General features: G+C 45.0%; 17 protein-coding genes and 1 pseudogene. 8 read left to right on the top strand and 10 right to left on the bottom strand.

The genetic code is table 11. The annotated features are described in order from the left end of the window. Nucleotides 1-30: 30 nt before the first annotated feature. Nucleotides 31-573 (bottom strand): TetR/AcrR family transcriptional regulator, encoded by a 543-nt coding sequence (locus tag JQC93_RS03195; protein ID WP_205157006.1) that lies wholly within the window; start codon nt 571-573, stop codon nt 31-33. Nucleotides 574-754: 181 nt separating this feature from the next. On the opposite strand from JQC93_RS03195, the gene JQC93_RS03190 reads away from it, so the two are divergent. Next, on the top strand, nt 755-1,372 hold the full coding sequence (locus JQC93_RS03190) for a hypothetical protein (protein WP_205157005.1): 618 nt from the start codon (nt 755-757) through the stop codon (nt 1,370-1,372). 18 nt (nt 1,373-1,390) lie between these two features. Next, nucleotides 1,391-2,263 carry an SDR family oxidoreductase gene (locus JQC93_RS03185; protein ID WP_205157004.1) on the top strand — a complete coding sequence of 291 codons (873 nt, stop codon included), beginning with the start codon at nt 1,391-1,393 and terminating at the stop codon, nt 2,261-2,263. A 92-nt stretch (nt 2,264-2,355) separates the two neighbouring features. Here JQC93_RS03185 and JQC93_RS03180 read toward each other — a convergent pair. From JQC93_RS03180 to JQC93_RS03145, 8 genes and pseudogenes are all read right to left on the bottom strand, one after another. Beyond that, nucleotides 2,356-2,763, bottom strand: a pseudogene (locus JQC93_RS03180) (MarR family winged helix-turn-helix transcriptional regulator). 8 nt (nt 2,764-2,771) lie between these two features. Beyond that, nucleotides 2,772-3,713 carry a CDF family Co(II)/Ni(II) efflux transporter DmeF gene (gene dmeF, locus JQC93_RS03175; protein ID WP_205157003.1) on the bottom strand — a complete coding sequence of 314 codons (942 nt, stop codon included), beginning with the start codon at nt 3,711-3,713 and terminating at the stop codon, nt 2,772-2,774. A 243-nt stretch (nt 3,714-3,956) separates the two neighbouring features. After that, nucleotides 3,957-4,715 (bottom strand): hypothetical protein, encoded by a 759-nt coding sequence (locus JQC93_RS03170; RefSeq protein ID WP_205157002.1) that lies wholly within the window; start codon nt 4,713-4,715, stop codon nt 3,957-3,959. Nucleotides 4,716-4,726: 11 nt separating this feature from the next. After that, the gene (locus tag JQC93_RS03165; protein WP_205157001.1) at nt 4,727-5,182 is read right to left on the bottom strand and encodes an outer membrane beta-barrel protein; all 456 of its coding nucleotides are present in this window, start codon (nt 5,180-5,182) and stop codon (nt 4,727-4,729) included. 251 nt (nt 5,183-5,433) lie between these two features. After that, entirely contained in the window at nt 5,434-6,579 is a 1,146-nt protein-coding gene (locus JQC93_RS03160; protein WP_205157000.1) for an amidohydrolase, read from the bottom strand. 220 nt (nt 6,580-6,799) lie between these two features. Then, nucleotides 6,800-8,245 carry an aldehyde dehydrogenase gene (gene aldA / locus JQC93_RS03155; RefSeq protein ID WP_205156999.1) on the bottom strand — a complete coding sequence of 482 codons (1,446 nt, stop codon included), beginning with the start codon at nt 8,243-8,245 and terminating at the stop codon, nt 6,800-6,802. 66 nt (nt 8,246-8,311) lie between these two features. Beyond that, entirely contained in the window at nt 8,312-9,058 is a 747-nt protein-coding gene (locus tag JQC93_RS03150; protein ID WP_205156998.1) for a GntR family transcriptional regulator, read from the bottom strand. Nucleotides 9,059-9,476: 418 nt separating this feature from the next. Then, a complete protein-coding gene (locus tag JQC93_RS03145) occupies nt 9,477-10,565 on the bottom strand; it encodes an ABC transporter ATP-binding protein (protein ID WP_205156997.1) in 1,089 nt (362 codons plus the stop codon). Nucleotides 10,566-10,835: 270 nt separating this feature from the next. On the opposite strand from JQC93_RS03145, the gene JQC93_RS03140 reads away from it, so the two are divergent. The 5 genes from JQC93_RS03140 to JQC93_RS03120 all read left to right on the top strand — a co-directional run bounded on the left by JQC93_RS03140 (nt 10,836) and on the right by JQC93_RS03120 (nt 16,236). Beyond that, nucleotides 10,836-12,092, top strand: a complete 1,257-nt coding sequence (locus JQC93_RS03140) for an ABC transporter substrate-binding protein (RefSeq protein WP_205156996.1) — start codon at nt 10,836-10,838, stop codon at nt 12,090-12,092. A 68-nt stretch (nt 12,093-12,160) separates the two neighbouring features. Next, complete coding sequence (locus JQC93_RS03135) at nt 12,161-13,027, top strand: carbohydrate ABC transporter permease (RefSeq protein ID WP_328833069.1); 867 nt, start codon at nt 12,161-12,163, stop codon at nt 13,025-13,027. Beyond that, nucleotides 13,027-13,923, top strand: coding sequence for a carbohydrate ABC transporter permease (locus JQC93_RS03130; RefSeq protein WP_205156995.1), 897 nt, complete (start codon nt 13,027-13,029; stop codon nt 13,921-13,923). The genes JQC93_RS03135 and JQC93_RS03130 overlap by 1 nt, the downstream gene beginning before the upstream one ends. 172 nt (nt 13,924-14,095) lie before the next feature. After that, nucleotides 14,096-15,346, top strand: coding sequence for an ABC transporter substrate-binding protein (locus JQC93_RS03125; protein WP_205156994.1), 1,251 nt, complete (start codon nt 14,096-14,098; stop codon nt 15,344-15,346). A gap of 71 nt (nt 15,347-15,417) precedes the next feature. Next, nucleotides 15,418-16,236 (top strand): SDR family NAD(P)-dependent oxidoreductase, encoded by an 819-nt coding sequence (locus tag JQC93_RS03120; protein ID WP_205156993.1) that lies wholly within the window; start codon nt 15,418-15,420, stop codon nt 16,234-16,236. A gap of 12 nt (nt 16,237-16,248) precedes the next feature. Here JQC93_RS03120 and JQC93_RS03115 read toward each other — a convergent pair whose 3' ends face one another. Next, the gene (locus JQC93_RS03115) at nt 16,249-17,421 is read right to left on the bottom strand and encodes a multidrug effflux MFS transporter (protein WP_205156992.1); all 1,173 of its coding nucleotides are present in this window, start codon (nt 17,419-17,421) and stop codon (nt 16,249-16,251) included. 102 nt (nt 17,422-17,523) lie between these two features. On the opposite strand from JQC93_RS03115, the gene JQC93_RS03110 reads away from it, so the two are divergent. Further along, on the top strand, nt 17,524-18,468 hold the full coding sequence (locus JQC93_RS03110) for a LysR family transcriptional regulator (protein ID WP_205156991.1): 945 nt from the start codon (nt 17,524-17,526) through the stop codon (nt 18,466-18,468). The last annotated feature ends 1 nt before the right edge of the window (nt 18,469 follow it).

Genomic DNA, 18,469 nt, shown 5'->3' with positions numbered 1-18,469 from the left:
GTATAACAGTAAATAAAGGTTGTCGTTTTATCAGGCCTCTTCTGCTAGTTCAAACACCCATTCAACAATGCTTTCTATGTCCGTTTGTTGTCCATTCAACAAGCGCATGGTTAGACCGCCAAAAAGCAGTGCATACGCTTTGTCTGCATGATCTGAACCCACAATTTGAGCCAGTTCTTGTGTAAATCGCTGATTCGCCAACTCAATTAAGCTATCTTGCTCAATTTGCTGGTGGCTTTTGTTTTTGGTGTAATCCAACATCAGTGTCAGCTCACCTCTAAATCGACTGTCTAGAGCTGTAACCAACTTTGTTAACATCGCCTTTTTATCCTCAGGAATGGTTTCTCCGGGATGCAAACCATATAAGGAACCTGGCTCTAGAAATGCTTCGGTACTGGCTTCAAATAACGCCTCTTTACTTGGAAAGTAGTGATACAAGGCGCTCTTTGAAATACCTAATGCTTCTGCGATTCCGCGCATACCTAAACCGTTAACACCGTGCTCAGCAAATATATCAACGCTTTTAAGCGCAATTTCGCGGCGGTAAGCCTCGTGATCAACAACTTTAGGCATAGATTATTCTCTCAATTAAGTCCAAATGGACTATATAAAGATTCCTCACTGAAGTCTAATGAATTATTTTAGGACGATCGGTCTAAATAGTTTGACAGGTGAAGACTCGATCGCATACTCTTTAAATAGACCGAGTGGTCTTTAAAGAGTTTCTGTTCTTTTTACTAGAGGTGCACTATTTATGCCGACAGACACATCAACGACCAACAGCGCCCCCATCAACTGGGTCTGCTCTGGAAAGTTCAATTTCACAACAGGCTTTTCCGCAACAAAGCAAGAAGCGATGATCGCCAACTACGCTGCATTTATCGCTCCACTAGCGCTCTATTTTGCAGTTTGGCAAGGGCTAGAGTGGTCATGGATTCAGGTTGCGGTCGCATCACTGCTAACCCTCGATATGATTGGTGGCGTGTTGAGCAACTCACTGGGTTCAATGAAGCGCTTTTTACATTCCGAACAATCGCTGGATGTCGGCAGGCTGGCTAAATTAGTGAAAAGCAAATTCCTATTCCCTCTGGTTCATCTACAACTGTTTGCCATACCGGTATTTTTTGAAGCACCATGGACGTATGCGTACTGTTGGTATGGCGCAATGATCGGTTCAATTTGCATACTGCATTTATTGCCCTTGTACCTACACCGCCCTATCGCACTGTTGTTCATTATGATGTCCATCATATTGGCGACCATTACCTATGCGCCAACAGGGCTTGAGTGGCTAGCACCCATTTTCATGATCAAATTGGTGCTATCCCACGGCGTACGAGAAGAGCCTTACCGTCCCTCAATCGACAGCTAAACTAAACAGGACCCCTTTATGGATTTAGTAAAAAAGATGCTAATTGTTGGCGCTACTGGGTATTTGGGCTTACACATCATTAAGCAGTTACAGCAAAACAACCAAAATTTTGTCGCAGTGGCTCGCAATAGGTCAAAACTTATCGCTTATGGCGTTCTACCATCGCAAATCATTGAAGCAGAAGTGACAGACCCTCAACAACTAATGGGGATCTGTGAAGGTGTAGACACTGTCATCTCGTGCCTTGGTATTACTCGTCAAAAAGATGGACTGAGTTATATGGACGTTGACTATCAAGCCAACTTAAATGTATTGCTCGAAGCCGAACCGGCAGGTGTTCGTCGTTTTTTGTATATCTCAGCCTTTAATGCCGAGCACCACCCGAAAGTGAGATTACTCTGCGCCAAAGAATCCTTTGCCAAACGTTTACTCGCCTCGACCCAAGTATCCCCTTGCGTCATTCGACCGAACGGCTTTTTTGTGGATTTAGAAGAGTACTTCCACATGGCAACGAAAGGTAAAATCTACCAGTTTGGCCAAGGCAAGATGAAAATGAACCCCATTGATGGTGAAGATCTCGCACAATTTTGCTTGAGCCAGATTGAGTCCGACGAACATCAGTGTGACATCGGTGGACCACAGGTATTAACGGTCAATGAGATCGCCGAGTTGGCGTTTAAGACGCAAAATAAAGCTCCGACAATAACCAGCATTCCTGATGTGGTCCGCCGAGGATCTATCGCACTGATGGGTAAACTACCAGAGAAATGGGGAGGTCCTGCAGAGTTTTTTTTAACCATGCTAGGACAAGATTCTGTTGCGCCGCACTTTGGAAAACATACCATTGAACAGCATTTTAAACGCTGTTATGAGGTAAGTTCGAAAAAGTAACAATATGAAATCGAAAAGACCTATCTCGCCCTCAGCAAGTGAAAGTCAGAGTTCACCACTTTTCCCTTTGAGTTATAGGAACACGCTTTGCCTTAAAACTCGCGATTCATTTTCACTAAAGAGTTTGCTAAAACTTGAGCGGACTCATCATCAAGATGTCGAGTGATGTCTTCGGTAAGTTGAAGATGCATTTGATTATGATGCTGGTATAGATCGCTCCCTTCGGGGGTTAATCCTACCACTTTGGAGCGTCTATCTTCACTGTGCGGATAACGAGCGATCAAGCCTAGCTTCACCAGTTTATCAACCTGCACGGTGAGTGTTCCGGTTGTGATCCCTAATCAGTCTGCTAACTCTTTCATGCGCATTGAACCGTGTGAGCCTAGCACCTCCACAGTGTGGACCTGAGCCAATGAGTAGCCAGTCTCTTTAACCACAGACTGTTCCCAAGACGATAGCTTGTCGTAAAACTCAATAATTAGGTTGTTTAAGGTGTGCATAGCATGACTCAACAGTGATTCACTTCGATGGTTAGGTGATGAAGTTTAGCAAATTTCGTTAGCTCTTGTTTAAACGATTCAGCGCTATTTTTCGTTGCAGTAACAATCACTAACGAGGCTGCGTAATGATCGGCACTGACCTTCCAAATGTGTATATCAGTCACTTTAGTCTGTTTGTGGCGTTCAATTATATCCACGATTTCTTGTTGGTAGGCAGAATCAGTATTTTCATCTAACAATATCGGGCTGGTTTGATTTATTAGGTTTAACGCCCATTTAGTAATTACCAGTGCGCCAACAATTCCGATAATAGGATCGAGCCACACCCACCCTACGTACTTCGCGACTAACAGTGCCCCAATTGCGAGTACTGACGTTAATGCATCGACAAGAACGTGAAAATAAGCGGCTTTAAGGTTATGGTCTTGAGCATGATGGTGTCTGGACTCCGAGTGAGAATCATGTTGATGAGCATGATGATGCGAATGATCGTGAGTGTGTTCATGCCCAAGTATGAAAATACTAACAACGTTTACCGTCAACCCAATTGCCGCGACCAATATAGATTGATTGACCTGAACGTCGATTGGCACAAATAGACGATGCACCGACTCACCGACCATAACCAGCGCCACTATGCCTAACGCGATGGCACTGGTGTACCCGCCAAGAACCCCGACTTTACCAACCCCATACGAAAACTTTTCGCTATTTATGTGTTTTCTGGTGGAGCGATAAGTAAACAGCGTAATGCAAAATGCCGCTGCATGCGTTCCCATGTGCCACCCGTCTGCCAGCAGTGCCATAGACCCGTAAACCGTTCCGGCAATGATTTCGACCACCATGGTTACTAGGGTAATCGCGAGTACATACCAGGTTCGACGTTCATTTTTCTGGCTGAAAGAAGAAAAATTGTGATGGTGAGTGTGTTTAGTAATGATCTCGTTCATATCCATATAACTTGATAATCAAAATATATCTAGCTATAGATATTTTGATTATCAAAGTAAATAGGTATGGAGATTCACTTTTATGGAATGGAATTCACATTAATTCGATGGATAGCAGGACTGCTATCCATCAGAGGGTTACTAGGCTCGCCCCACTATAAAGTGAAAGCAATTAAGTCGAGTTAGCATTTGGTTATTTGCTATTTCTGAAACCCCACAAACGCCCAACACTTTATAGCGCTTCTACTGTAGAGCATAGAAAGGAGTCCCTGCTGGATTTCGATACAGCATTTTAAGGACCGCCATCGATGTGGTATTCCATTTACCAAAATAATCAAAATGATGAAACAGCCCCAGTGCGTGCGCCATTTCGTGCAGTACGATGCCTTTATCCCAACTGCATTGTCGATTACCAAGATTAACCCACAGCAGTGTCGATGGTTCAAACGTGTGTGTATTAGTGTCGACATTAATGCTTAAGCCACCATCATAAGGCCCTTGACCCGCATTTGCGCACATAGTATTTGGGTTGGTGGTGTATTGATGCGAATAAAACGCCGAGTCGATTGAGAAGACAATACCTCCGGTTATTCCGTGAGTAAGCTTGAAGTCATCTTCGCTATACTCACCATTACCGATGTTTTCCTCGGCATGCCAAAAATTTCGGTATTGCTCAATATCTTCGTTTAGGACCTGTATCTCGCTGAATGATACACCGAGTTGGTTCCTCATGACTTCGACTGATTCTAAAATACTCTTTGGCACGCTCTGGCCAACGTCGGTGACATAATAAAGCGGAATAGACGACGTAGTATCAAAGCGAACCGTTCCACGCTGATCTAGGCCATGCAAATACGGGAAGTGGTTTATCGAACGATTCGAAGACTCTAAGTATGCTGCGAGAGTATTTTGATCCACCAGCCCATCAGTTTCACCGGTGATCCCAAAACAGCCCAATAAGTTTAACGACAAGCCACAGATAACAACCGATTTAGCGTTCATGACAGTCATCCTCAAAACAAGTAGCTCAATTTAACCGTTAACGCTTCGATATCCGACACGCCGATTTTATAAAAATTATATTCCGCTCCAATGGTTGCTCTTTGGTGGAGGTAAGTCTCTGCGCCAAGGCCATACACAAATTGTGCGTCGATATCCGCTTCGCCATTGAACACATGAAACCCTAAGTTGCCGTACATTGTAAATGTCGCAAATTGGTACCTTGGTTTTACTTTAAATGACACTGTGTCGTAGGTGGTTTTATACCCAGAACGATAATCGTCACCGAGTCGATCTATGCCAATTTCCGCCCCTAGGTAAGGCAAAGGTGTGTAACCTAAATGCACCCCATAACCATGACTGGCAGCGCCATTAACATCGGTTAAGTTGGCATTAATGCCACCATTAAAAACGGCGTGTGCTGGCATACTTAGCATGACAAGTACGCCACTGAGTCGACTTAATTTCACTTTGTTATCCGCGTCTAAATGCAAACAACCCTTTCTTTTCGATAAGGAAAAGAAAGGGTTGATGCGTTGTAAACGTTGATAGTAAAACAGTAAAGGATTTCAAAATATCCTTTAAAAACATTTAATTACAATTTAGTCGCTATACAGTAAATCAAGCAACTCTTACTGTAGATAGCGCACTAAAACAGCTAACTGAATGTCCTAAACAAACACCGTAAGCTTACTATGCTTGTTACCCACAGTATAATGACCTACCCATGTAATTGTTTAACGATAGACATAAACAGAGTACTGGCGGTCTCAATGATCTCATCGGGAAAATCGTAATCAGGGTTGTGCAATTCTGGGTGAGACTCCCCACTGCCAATACAAAAGAGTGCCCCTGGATAGTGAATGAGAAACTCCGAAAAGTCTTCCGACCATCGCATGGGCTCACGCAATTCGTTAACCTTTAAGCCAAGTTGTTTGGCTTGTGTGCGAACGATATCAACGTGCACGCTCGAGTTCACGGCGGCGTTAAACGGCTCATGCCAAGAGTACTCAACCCCGAGTCCACTGCCCTTTCCAACCTCTTCTAGCTTTAAACGAATCGTTGATTGCATAGCGTGAAAAGTCGAATTGCAGTCGCTTCGTAGTGTGGCCAGTATTCTTGCTCTACCCGCAGAGACACCAAACGCTTCCTCACCCAGTTGTGCGCTTACAATGGTAACCAAAGCAAAGTTTTCCGTGTATTGTGAGGGTAGCCCTTCCAAAAACTGTAAAATCTCTATCATCGCCTTAGCGGGGTTAAGCCCATTTTCTGGGTACGCTGCGTGCGACGTCTTTCCTTCAAGTTCAATGCTCACGCCAGTAGATGCACAGGCAAACGTATTGTTTTTAATGACCACTTCATGCAGAGGTTGACCCGGAAGGTTGTGATACGCGAACACATTATCAATCTTCAGTTGTTTGAGTTCGGCAGAGTTAAGCATTGCGCTGGCACCCACGCCAGTTTCTTCTGCTGGCTGAAACAGTAAAATAACCTTTCCGCGTTTGGGTGGAGTCACTGCAAGCTTCTCTGCTACGGCAAGTAGCGATGCAGTATGCCCATCATGACCACAAGCGTGCATGATCCCATGATTGACCGACACATGCGAATGTGTGGCTTTTTCTTGAATTGGCAACGCATCAAAGTCGGCTCGCAGCAAGGTTGTCTCGCCGTCTTGCTCACCCGAAACAGTGCAAATGACACCATGACCGCCGATTCCCTCTTGAGGGTTCAAACCAAAGTGTCGAAGTTGCTGCGCAATAGTTAAAGCGGTATTGATCTCATGACCCGACAGCTCAGGGTGCTTGTGGAGCTGTTTTCGAAAGGACTCGGCCTTAAAGTCGTTACCTAATTGACGTTCTGTTTCCATTACACACATCATCCTTAATGCTGCAAAATACATTCTGTCTTAAAGAGTATAAAAAAACCTGTGTGCGTTGCTATTTACAAATAAAAGCTCTATCACTTAGTGATTTACGGCCTGTGAAAGTAACTCTCAATAACAAGGTGCAACGACGCAATACAATCTGGTTGAGTATCAGGCAAAAAAAAGCCACCCGAAGGTGGCCATCAAGAATCCATCGCGCAACTTAGTCGCCAAAGTTCACGTAAAATGTCTTCTTCTCTAGGTATTGCTCAAAACCATATTTACCGTCTTCACCGCCGGTGCCACTCAGCTTATAGCCATTGTGAAAACCCTGATGCTGCTCGCCATGGCCACGGTTTACATAGATTTCGCCACATTCGAGTTCGTGGGTAAGACGTTGAATATACTTCATACTTTGGGTACAAATCATCGTCGCAAGGCCGTATTCACTATCGTTGGCATAGCCTAACACTTCTTCAAAAGAATCAAACTTAATCACAGGCAGAATAGGACCAAACGCTTCTTCATGGACAATAGTCATAGACTGCGTCACATCCGTTAGAATAGTGGGTTCAAACCAAAAGCCTTTCTCAAACTCACCTGTCGTTAAGCGGTTACCACCATACAATACCGTTGCACCTTCGGCTTTTGCTTGCTCAACCAATTCAACCATATGCTCGACTTCGCGTCGGTTCACTTTTGGTCCCATGTCCGAATCTTCATGCATTGGATTGCCCACTTTAAGTGCTTGCACTTTCTCCATGAAGATGGCCATAAACTCATCATAAACCGCAGAATGCACGTACATGCGCTCGTTACAGGTACACACTTGGCCGCAATTATCAAAACGTGAATGCAGCGCTGCTGCTGCTGCTTGTTCTAAATTGGCATCTTCCATCACAATGAACGGTGCTTTGCCACCAAGCTCTAGTTGAACATGCGCCATGTTTGCTGCGCATGACTTAATGATTGATTGCCCAACTGGCGTAGAACCGGTCATGGTTACCATGTTCGTTAGCTCGTGGCCAGTCAATGCACCGCCTAGGCTAGATCCACCACCCGTCACAATGTTTAGTACCCCTGCAGGGATCCCTACTTTTTCGGCTAGGTGACCTAGCTCCAATGTTGCCAGAGGCGTTTCCGATGTTGGTTTCACAACGATTGCATTACCTGCAACCAACGCAGGACCAATTTTTCGACCCGCTAGTGCCAACGGGAAGTTCCAAGCGGTAATGGCAACAACAACGCCACGAGGGATTTTTTGGATCCAGATATGCTCGTCTGCATTATCAGATTGCACTATGTCTCCGTCCATCTGGCGCGCCCAGTCACAAGCGTAGTCAATAAACGATGCGGTAACATCCACTTCGCCACGTGCCACTTTAAGCAGCTTGCCTTGCTCTTGGACGAGCAATTCTGCCAAGAACTCACGATTCTCTCGGATTTCTTGAGCAAACTTTCTTAGTAGTTCAGCACGTTGACGTGCAGGGACTCGTTTCCACTCGGCTTGAGCGCGCTTTGCAACACCAAGTACATAATCGGCATCGCTGGCATCGCCATCTTGGATCTCTGCAACCACTTCTTCAGTTGAAGGGTTAATAACTTGATCAATCTTGCCATTCTTAGCATCGACCCACTTTCCATCGACATAGTTTTGGTAACGTTTCATAGCTTTTCCATTCGTTATAGGAAGGTCGCTTCCTGTCTAGTTTGTATAAGTTTGTACTACTGGAGTTCACATGTCTCCAGCGAAAAAGAAATCGTCAATATCGGCATTGATGCCATCACTGGTGGCTATTTTCATCAGCTCCACCTTACTGTTTTCAATATGCTGCCAAACGGCTTGCTTTACGTCTTCGGCTGCGCGGCGTTGCAGTGCAAGCAAAATTCGTTTGTGGTCACAGATCCACTGAGATTGCAGATCGGCCTCGTGCAAATACTTGTGATTTAGTGCTTTCCACAATGGATTTTGAGTACGCACCGATTTCCACATTTCGGTGGCCTGATCGATCAACACGCGGTTCTGAGTCGACTCAGCAATCAACTGATGAAACTGATGGTCTAACTCTTCAAATTTTTTACTGTCGCGGTTAATTTCATTTTCTTGAGCAATTAGGACTCTCTTGAGTGCTTTCAACTCATTAAATTTTATCTGAGTCGCGGCAAAACAGGCGATATTGCTTTCTACGACTTGGCGAGCTTGTAGCAATTCAAAAGGACCAATGTCGTTATACTGGTTAGGCGGCCCTGTTTGGACCTGCTTAGATTCGATAAAGTAAATGCCTGCCCCCTGCTTCACTTCGACTAAGCCTTTTAGCTCCAACATGATGATAGCTTCACGGATAGTGGCACGGCTGGTTTCAAACTTTTCGCTCAATACGCGCTCTGAAGGCAGTCTTTGCCCCGCTTTAAATACGCCACTATCAAGCAGTTCTTCAATTTGGGTGCCAATTTCAAAATAGCGCCTTTTATTTGATAACATCCTTTGAGACTCCTAAGGCCACCAATGGTTGACCAAGAAAAACTTTGTAAACCATCAAAAGAACTTGATTGAAAACTGGGTAAACCAAGGTTTAACGGGCTCTTGATAATCAAGATACAAGGTAATTATACGTGAGTGGAAAAATTATAAGTAGGATCTACGTCATAATTTATCAACCAAATTAAACTGAATATACAATATTGGTTGACCATAAAGTCATACTTACCTACCATTAAGCTGTCTTAGTAAGACACATCCTATAGAGTGCGATGGCTCAGGCATGTATCACGCTTGTTGCTCATTAGCTTACCTATTTTGCTCCAGCTTGCTGGAGCTTTTTTTTACTAAGCATTTGTTTCAATGTACGATTCTCAAAAAAAAAGCTGCCGAAGCAGCTTTTTTAAAGTCCGATATTGATTTAACTGGTGATACAGATTCCGTCTTGATTAAACACATGACAATCTTGAACATGTAGCCCAAGCTTGGTGGTTTCAAACGAATGAATCTCTTTATCTCCAGGGTGATGTACGATGAATCCACCTTGGCCTGCAAAATTACCAAACAAATAGGTACTGTTTCCTAATCGTTCGACCACTTCACTGGAGAACTCTATTTGATAATCTCCAGTTCCGCCTATTTCTAAGTGCTCAGGACGAATACCAACTTTAACGCTGTCGCCAATATCGACTTTACCTTGGGCCTCGGTTGGCAATGCCAATACTTGGTCATCGTTTAACTTGACGTGCAATAGCGAATCGGTCATATCGACTACTTTTGCTTCAATAAAGTTCATTCTTGGAGAGCCAATAAAGCCTGCAACAAACGTGTTTACCGGTTTGTTATAGAGTTCTAAAGGCGATCCTACCTGCTCAATTTGCCCTTCTTTAAGAACGACAATCTTATCGGCCAATGTCATTGCCTCAACCTGGTCATGCGTTACATAAACCATAGTTGTATCAAGCTCTTGGTGAAGCTTGGCTATTTGCAGTCGCATCTCAACACGAAGTTCTGCATCGAGGTTAGATAGTGGTTCATCAAACAAGAACGCAGCAGGATTTCGAACAATTGAGCGACCAATTGCAACGCGCTGTCGCTGTCCACCAGACAGCTCTTTAGGACGTCGTTGCAGTAGAGGTTCAAGTTGCAGTGTTTTTGCTGCCAACAACACTTGTTTCTTCGCGTCTTCTTTAGACACACCGTTCATTTTTAGGCCAAAGCCCATATTTTGTTCGACGGTCATATGTGGGTAAAGTGCATAAGATTGGAAAACCATAGAAACCCCGCGATCAGCGGGCTCTGCATCGTTTACCAATTTGTCTGCGATATATATGTCGCCATCCGAAATGGTTTCTAAGCCAGCAATCAAGCGCAGTAGTGTAGATTTACCACAACCTGATGGACCAACAAACACTACAAACTCGCCATGTTTGATCTCTAGATCAACACCATGAATCGTTTGTACTTTACCAAACCGTTTTTTCACACCTTTAAGTTGAATATCTGCCATGGGATCAGCCCTAATATTGTTATCAATGATTCGTCAACCAAAATAACTCATATACAGACCATTGGTTAACATCTTTTCGTTTTTTGAACAGTTATTGTGACCAAATTCATAGAAAGCACTCAATTGTGACACTTTAGCAGGCTCTATTTTGCTTAATTTGAGCCTTGTCACATCAGTGGTTGACAATGGTTGTTAACCTAAGGGTGAATTTGGTGAGCCAATTTATTTTTAACTTTGCTTACTAGAAAACAATAATTAAGGATTGAACCCATGAAAATGAAAAAGGTTGCTGCGTTTACTGCAATCGCTCTGTCAACAATGGCCTCTGCAGCCATCGCACAAACAGAACTTGAGGTCGCAAGCTGGAAAGGAGCTGGTACTGAAGTTGCCAATTTCCCTGCAATCATTGAGCGTTTCGAGCAAGCTCACCCAGACATTAAAGTTAAGCTCAACTATATGGCTCGTAACGACATGGTTACCACCATCCCGGCTCGCTTCCAAGCAGGTACACCACCAGATGTACTTATGGTTGACCGCGAGTTTGTTACTCACTGGGGTGGAAACGGCCAGTTGATGGATTTGAGCGGAGAAGAGTTTATCTCTCGCATTCAACCTGCTCTACGCCCACATTTAGGTCTTGGCGATAACACTTACTACGCAATGCTACAAATTTCCGGTATGGGCGTATACGTCAATGACGATCTCATGAAACAAGCGGGTATTACTGCCTACCCAGAAACATTGTCTGAGTTTACAGCAACTTGTGGCAAACTGCGCGAACAAGGCACTCTACCACTGCTTCTAGCGGGTAACAACGGTAACTGGACACCGTATGTATTCTTTTTAGCACTTGCGTTAGCTGACGGCGACGTTCCTAGCCAAGATCGCTTAGCGAAATTTAATAGCGGTGAGCTAAAATTTGTCGACGACGCAGCGGTTAAGGGTGCCTTTGAAGCGTTCCGTACGCTGATCGACGCTAAATGTTTCGACCCTAAAATCTCTGCAGGTACCGACCCATGGTCAGTTGGCCTAACGACCTTCCAGTCTGGCCGCGTTGCTATGCTTCCTCAAGGACTTTGGAATATCACGCCATTTGCAAAAGATGCACTACCAGAAAACTTTAGCCTGCATCCATTCCCGTCAGCGAACGGCACGCAAGGTATTACCATGGATTACTTGGGCCCTGGTTGGGCAATCCCCGCTGCAGCAAAAGACAAAGAAGCGGCTAAGAAATGGATCGATTTCTGGATTCAAGATGAGAACCTAAAACTGTTCTTAGAAGCGGATACTGCACTGACAACCCTTGAAGGTGGAACATCAGGTCTGCCAATGGATATCGCATCAAACTACGTCGAGTCTCGCAATGAAAACCGTTACGTGACCTTCCCTGTTGGTGCTCTGCCCATCGATTTGACCGACGACATGATGAATGCCGTGACGTCATTTATGTTAGACCCTAGCCAAGATTACAACAAAATCTTGCAGCGCTGGGACAGCATCGTCGAGAAAGATATTGCTCGTCGATAACCCTTTAGGTGACTGGGTTTCCCAGTCACCTCTTTTTGTAAGTCGTTATGTAATTTAAGGAATTGGTTGTGAAAATTGATAAACGATTTTATTTCCTTGTGCCAGCCTTATTGGTGTACGTCATTTTTATGATTTACCCGGTATTAAAAGGTGTGTCGCTCTCGCTGACCGAATACGCAGGTGTTGGGGAAGCGACCTGGGTAGGGATGGAAAACTACCAAGAAATATTTCAAGATGAACGCTACTTAAAAGTGCTTCGTAACACGCTTGTTTACGGCATTGTGGTGGTGGTTTTTCAAAATGGTATTGGTCTCATTTTTGCTGCCATTTTAAATAGCTTACCCGCAGTTAGAGACATGTTTCGTACTGCGCTTCTCGTGCCTTCTATGCTGTCGCTAGTGATTGCGGGTTACGTGTGGCAGTACCTTTATGCTCCAATGGGCGGTGGCTTAAACGAATTGTTGGGCGCTCTCGGGCTACAAAGCTTGCAGCAAGTTTGGTTAGGTGACTCGGCGATTGCCTTGTTCTCCGTTGCTGCGGTGCATGTTTGGATGTTCGTGGGTTATTCAACCGCGATTTTCTTAGCCGGTTACGCAGGTATATCGTCTGAAATCAAAGACGCAGCACGTATCGATGGCGTGTCGCCTATTAAGTCTTTCTTCCATATTGATATTCCGTTGCTCGCACCCGCGATCACCGTCAACATCACATTGGCTACTATCGGTACCCTTAAGTCGTTCGAGTTCCCATTCATTATGACTCTAGGTGGACCAGATTACGCCACCATGACGCTAGGATTGAAGATCTTTACGCTGATCTTCCAAGACTTTAAGTATGGTATGGCTGCAGCATTGTCTGTGGTAATGATTCTCCTGGTTGCCATTATCACCATGGTTCAAAACAGTTACCTACGTGCAAGAGAGGACCGTATCTAATGAACAGTTCAACTCCACTAAAGACTAACACTGTAAGCACTAAGCCTACGTCAAAACGTCTTAATGCGTTGTTCGCACCGCGTAACATCAAAAAGGTCACTATGACCACTCTGATGTCACTGTGTACGCTGATCATCTTGTCACCGGTTTTCTACATGATTTTCATGTCGTTTAGAACACGCCGCGAAATCATGCTTGATCCGCTTGGCATGCCAAAGACTATGCAATGGGAAAACTACGTCAACGTTATTGGCGACATGAACTACTTTGGTACCTTGTTCAACACGGTAGGTATCACGGTAACCACCATCTTCATGGTGGCAATGCTTTCGTCACTAGCGGCTTATCCACTGGCAAGAATTCGCGGAAAAATGTCGAACTTCCTGTACTTCTTCTTCCTACTTGGGATGATTGTACCGCCGTTCGCAGCATTGACCCCGCTGTACCTATTCATTCGCGACTTAGGTCTGCTGGATACCTTTGCTGGACTGGTTATTGTCTATACCGCGGGTAATTTGCCACTGGGTGTGTTCTTTTACACCAGTTTTATTAAGGCCATCCCTAAAGAGTTAGAAGAAGCTGCTCGATTAGATGGTGCAAGCTACTTCAAAACCTATTGGTACATCATCTTCCCGATGCTTAAGCCTATCACGGGTACGCTTGCCATCTTTGTGACCTTGTCTTGTTGGAATGACGTAGTGAACCCACTGCTGTTTATTACCACAGAAGCCAAGCTCACGCTGATGCCAGCAGTACTTCGATTCCTAGGAACCTATTCAGTTGACCCAACCCAGTTGTTCCCAGCTGCGGTATTGGCTTCACTGCCGCTACTGATTGTGTTCTTCACCCTATCTAAACAGATCGTTAACGGCATGACCGCGGGCGCTGTTAAATAATTGAGTGTGCCCTTCCATGTGAAGGGCACTTCTTAGGATTTAAAGGAGGCTACACACTAAATACAAACATAAAAACAAGGAATTACCGTTATTTTTTTATAACTCGCCTTGCGAGATTACAAAGACTATCACCCTACAAATAACGATTAATTATCAAAGGAATGTTACAGCGATGAAACTACAAAAATTGACACTCTGTACTGCTATTGCCGCTGCTATTATGGCTTCAACATCAGTTGCTGCAAAAACTGAACTTGAAGTCGCAAGCTGGAAAGGCGCTGGCGCTGAAGTTGCGGATTTCCCTGCAATTATTGAGAGATTCGAACAAAAATACCCAGACATTGAAGTAAAACTGTCCTACATGGCGCGTAATGACATGGTGACGAGCATCCCTGCACGTATGCAAGCGGGCAATCCACCAGACGTTGTGATGGTTGACCGAGAGTTTATACTGCACTGGGGTGGCAACGGCCAACTTAAAACTCTTAACGACCTCCCTTTTGTCGAGCGCGTACAACCTAACCTTCGCCCTTACCTAGGCTTAGGTGACGACATCTACTACTCCATGCTAGAAGTTTCGGGCATGGGCGTATACACCAACGATGACCTTTTAGCTAAAGCCGGCGTGGATAGCTATCCACAAACCATCGAAGAACTCGTTTCAGCGTGTGGCAAACTAAACGACGCAGGTATTCAACCTATGCTACTTGCAGCAAACAATGGTGGATGGACACCGTTTGTTTACTTCTTGGCAATGGGCTTAGCAGATAGCGACAATCCTGATCATACTCGCATTGATAAACTCATTAGCGGTGAGCAATCGTTCGAAAACGATGAGTCGATGAAAATGGCCTTTGAAGGTTTCCGCAAGATGATCGATGCTAAGTGTTTTGATCCTAAAATCTCTGCCGGTACCGACCCATGGTCTGTGGCGCTAACGACCTTCCAATCAGGTCGCGTAGCTATGTTACCTCAGGGTATGTGGAATATTACCCCATTTATGAATGACAGCTTGCCAGAGAACTTTAGTTTCCATCCGTTCTCAGCGATCAATGGTGACACAGGTATCACCATGGATTACAACGGTCCAGGTTGGTCTATTCCTGTTGCAGCCAAAGACGTTGATGCCGCTGAAAAGTGGATTGATTTCTGGATGACTGATGAAAACCTACAAATTTTCCTTCGTGCTGATACGGCTATCTCAACGTTAGTTGATGGCACGTCTGGTGTCCCTGCTGTTGCTGACCCATTTAAGGCAGCACGTAATGCGGGGCACATGGTGACATTCCCAGTAGGTACAATCCCACCGCAACTTGGTATCGATATGCCTAACGACATTACCTCGTTCATGCTAGATCCAACGCAGGATTACAACGAGATCCTTAAAGGTTGGGACAAAGTGGCTGCTAAAGAAAGAAAGTAGCGCTTAAGCGTCAGCCATAGTTGAAATAAGCCCGCTCATCGCGGGCTTATTTATTGAATACGGGAGATACCATGAAACAAGTGATTGTGATCACCGGAGCCACTGGTGGCATTGGCAGCATGCTAGCAGAAGGATTAATAGACGCGCACCGACACTTCGTATGTATAGGGCGAAGCGAAAATAAGCTAGTTAAACTTGTCGAAAACCTAGCCCACACTCACCGCCGCCATGCCGCGCAATACTCTTACCAAGTTGCCGATATGCAGAACCAACGTGATGTCGAAAGAGCGATAAATAATATTGTTCACCAGCATGGTAAGGTAGACATGTGGATCAATAACGTTGGAGTTAATCATCACGATGCAATGGGGCCCAGTTGGACTATTGACCCAGTGATGTGGCAACAAGAGGTTGAAGCCAACCTCTACAGCGCCTATTTAGGCTCTGCAGCAGCAATAAACATTATGAAGTCACAACCAAGAGGCTATATTGTTAATTTTGGCGGTGGGGGTGCCGATCAGCCAAAGACATATGGATCTGCCTATGGAGCCGCAAAAGCCGCTGTGGTTAAATTTACCGAAACCTTGCAACAAGAACTGCGCGCAGAGCAGGTTCCGTTGTGCGCGTTTTGTATCAATCCAGGGTTTATTAAAAACGAACGAACACTAAAGCTCACAAACTCAACCGTTGCTACAGACTATATGCCACACCTAAAAGCCGCAATGGACAGCGGACAAATGTCCGACATAAACGATACGTTATGGTTACTTAATTCGATGTTGTCTGGCGAGCTCGATCACTTAAGTGGCCGCTATTTACTGGCCGACACCATTCAGCAAAACCTTAAACAGCCGATTGGACACGACCAGTTTTGCCTCCGCGTCCAATAGGTCTTTATTTGCTTAGTGAGTTGCTTGTTGAAGCTTAGAGCGACGTTTAAAAATGCCGTACCAGCAAATCGGCAGAATCGTTGCCAGCGCCAGCGCGTGTACCGAGCTTAACGACAATGCGCCTATTGCTGCGACAAGAACAGAAGCTCCTGCCATTTGGAAGAACCCCATCAATGAGGAAGCTGTACCCGCTCGTTGCGCGAAGGGGGCTAATGCTGCTCCGCAACAGATGGCTAGCACAATACAAAACCCTGTACTTGCGATGAATACGGGACCCATGAAGGCAAATGGGTGAGCAATATGGCTAAGCGTCACTAACAATACCGCCGCTAAGGTGCACATCCCAATAGCCAGTTGTAATGCGCGATCTTTGCCCAAACGAGCAATAACCATTGGTGCCGTAAATGATGCGATGATATTGATTATTGCGTTGCTACCAAACCACAATGAGAATGCCGTTGGGCTTAGACTCAGTTCAACCATAAGACGTTGCGGAGCGATACTCACAAACGCAATGATTATCGCCATAGCCAGCATGACTAACCCTACATTAAACCTAAACGTTGGGTTTTGGATAATAGGCTTATATTGCGCCCAATTAATAAGCTTGTCTTGAACAATAGTGTCTTGAGGACGAGTTTCTGGGAGTTTCCAAAGTGCAATTAGCATAACAAGTACTGCATAACCCGTCATGAAGTAAAAGGTTGAACGCCAACTCCAGGTTTCGCTGAGCCATCCACCTACGAGTGGGGCTAACGCGGGGATCACACAAATTACACCGTTAATGTAGCTGTATATTGACGCGGAACGCTCTGCAGAATAACTGTCTCGAACGCCCGACATCACGCCAACCGACACAGCGCAAGTCCCTAGGCCTTGTAATACCCGAGCAAACCATAACACTTCAATCTGCAAAGCCATTGAGCCAACAACAGCGCCCACAATGTATAGAATAAGACCAACAAAGATCATCGGCTTACGACCGTACCGATCCGCCAAAGGTCCTGCGAACAATTGCCCCAAACCTAGCGCCGCAAGAAAAATCGGAATGGTCGATTGAACGTTAATCATTGAAGTTTGTAGATTTTCAGCCATCTGAGGCAGGGCTGGTAAAAAGATATCGATCCCCATAGGGCTTACGATTATCAATAGCAAAAACAGATAGATAGGCGCTTTCTGCGTCATGGGTATTCTCGTCAAAAATGTACAGGGCGAATACTAACAAGCTTGCGATATGAATAATATTGAATTATTGTCATTCACAAATTTCCAAAATGGAATATTAAAATGAAGCTTGACCATATCGACCTCAATTTACTGCGTTTAATGCTGGCGTTACTCGAAGAAAGAAGCGTCAGTCGAGCCGCAGAGCGCCTAAATGTGAGTCAATCTGCGGTAAGTAAACAATTGACCAAGCTTAGAGAGCAGCTCGGAGAGGTTTTAGGCGATCCACTCTTTATTCGAACTGGACGTGGACTTACGCCTACAGCACGTTCGGCAGCACTGGAGACACCACTTCGTCAATGGTTACGCGACTCACACATCATGTTATTGCCAGAGTCCTTCAATCCCGCAAAAGACGAACGTAGCTTCACCATCAGTATCTGCGAAACGGCTTTCCCAACGATTATTCCGCGATTAATGCCCAAACTGAGACAGCGCGCGCCCGGATTGCAGCTCAGCATCGTTCCTAAGGTTAAAGAGAGTTTGAGCCAGCTTAATCAAGGAGATTTAGACTTACTCATCGCGGCTAGAGACACCGACCAACGAGCTCAATCTCCGTTTCACATCTCTGACTTGGCTGGTCAACCGAATAAGGAATTGTACAAGGATAGGCACGTCTGTTTAGTGAGCGAATCTTATCCCGTTTCTGCCTCTAATTGGGACGTTGCGCAGTTTCTGGCAACGGATCTTGTCAGGATATTTGTTGAAGAAAACGAATTTTGGCTGCTGGATAGAGTCGCGGGCGAACTAGGCCATCGAATAGAAGACAAAGCAAAAGTACCCGATTTTCACTGCGCGGCACTGCTCGCACAACACACTAATATGATGCTGGTTTCGACATCCATATTTGCTGAACAGTTGGCGCAGAGGTATTCGCTAAAACCATTACCGCTGCCTTTTGAAATGAAACCCGTTAGCTATCGCATGCTATGGCCTGCCATGCTTGAACAAGATTCCGCTCACCAATGGCTAAGAGAGCTAATATCTGAATGCTGCAGTGACCTTTAAA

Origin of the sequence: Vibrio ulleungensis, assembly GCF_016900875.1 — a bacterium.
Classification (GTDB): Bacteria; Pseudomonadota; Gammaproteobacteria; order Enterobacterales; family Vibrionaceae; genus Vibrio; species Vibrio ulleungensis.
The sequence above is the reverse complement of the archived record's forward strand: the minus strand, read 5'-3'. Positions and strand labels throughout refer to the sequence as shown.

Excerpts from the sequence above, each read along its gene's own strand:
- JQC93_RS03115 (WP_205156992.1), bottom strand. The coding sequence starts at position 17,421 with ATGACGCAGAAAGCGCCTATCTATCTGTTTTTGCTATTGATAATCGTA.
- JQC93_RS03170 (WP_205157002.1), bottom strand. The coding sequence starts at position 4,715 with ATGAACGCTAAATCGGTTGTTATCTGTGGCTTGTCGTTAAACTTATTG.
- JQC93_RS03120 (WP_205156993.1), top strand. The coding sequence starts at position 15,418 with ATGAAACAAGTGATTGTGATCACCGGAGCCACTGGTGGCATTGGCAGC.
- JQC93_RS03195 (WP_205157006.1), bottom strand. The coding sequence starts at position 573 with ATGCCTAAAGTTGTTGATCACGAGGCTTACCGCCGCGAAATTGCGCTT.
- JQC93_RS03130 (WP_205156995.1), top strand. The coding sequence starts at position 13,027 with ATGAACAGTTCAACTCCACTAAAGACTAACACTGTAAGCACTAAGCCT.
- JQC93_RS03185 (WP_205157004.1), top strand. The coding sequence starts at position 1,391 with ATGGATTTAGTAAAAAAGATGCTAATTGTTGGCGCTACTGGGTATTTG.
- JQC93_RS03160 (WP_205157000.1), bottom strand. The coding sequence starts at position 6,579 with ATGGAAACAGAACGTCAATTAGGTAACGACTTTAAGGCCGAGTCCTTT.
- dmeF (WP_205157003.1), bottom strand. The coding sequence starts at position 3,713 with ATGAACGAGATCATTACTAAACACACTCACCATCACAATTTTTCTTCT.
- aldA (WP_205156999.1), bottom strand. The coding sequence starts at position 8,245 with ATGAAACGTTACCAAAACTATGTCGATGGAAAGTGGGTCGATGCTAAG.
- JQC93_RS03125 (WP_205156994.1), top strand. The coding sequence starts at position 14,096 with ATGAAACTACAAAAATTGACACTCTGTACTGCTATTGCCGCTGCTATT.
- JQC93_RS03110 (WP_205156991.1), top strand. The coding sequence starts at position 17,524 with ATGAAGCTTGACCATATCGACCTCAATTTACTGCGTTTAATGCTGGCG.
- JQC93_RS03145 (WP_205156997.1), bottom strand. The coding sequence starts at position 10,565 with ATGGCAGATATTCAACTTAAAGGTGTGAAAAAACGGTTTGGTAAAGTA.
- JQC93_RS03150 (WP_205156998.1), bottom strand. The coding sequence starts at position 9,058 with ATGTTATCAAATAAAAGGCGCTATTTTGAAATTGGCACCCAAATTGAA.
- JQC93_RS03140 (WP_205156996.1), top strand. The coding sequence starts at position 10,836 with ATGAAAATGAAAAAGGTTGCTGCGTTTACTGCAATCGCTCTGTCAACA.
- JQC93_RS03190 (WP_205157005.1), top strand. The coding sequence starts at position 755 with ATGCCGACAGACACATCAACGACCAACAGCGCCCCCATCAACTGGGTC.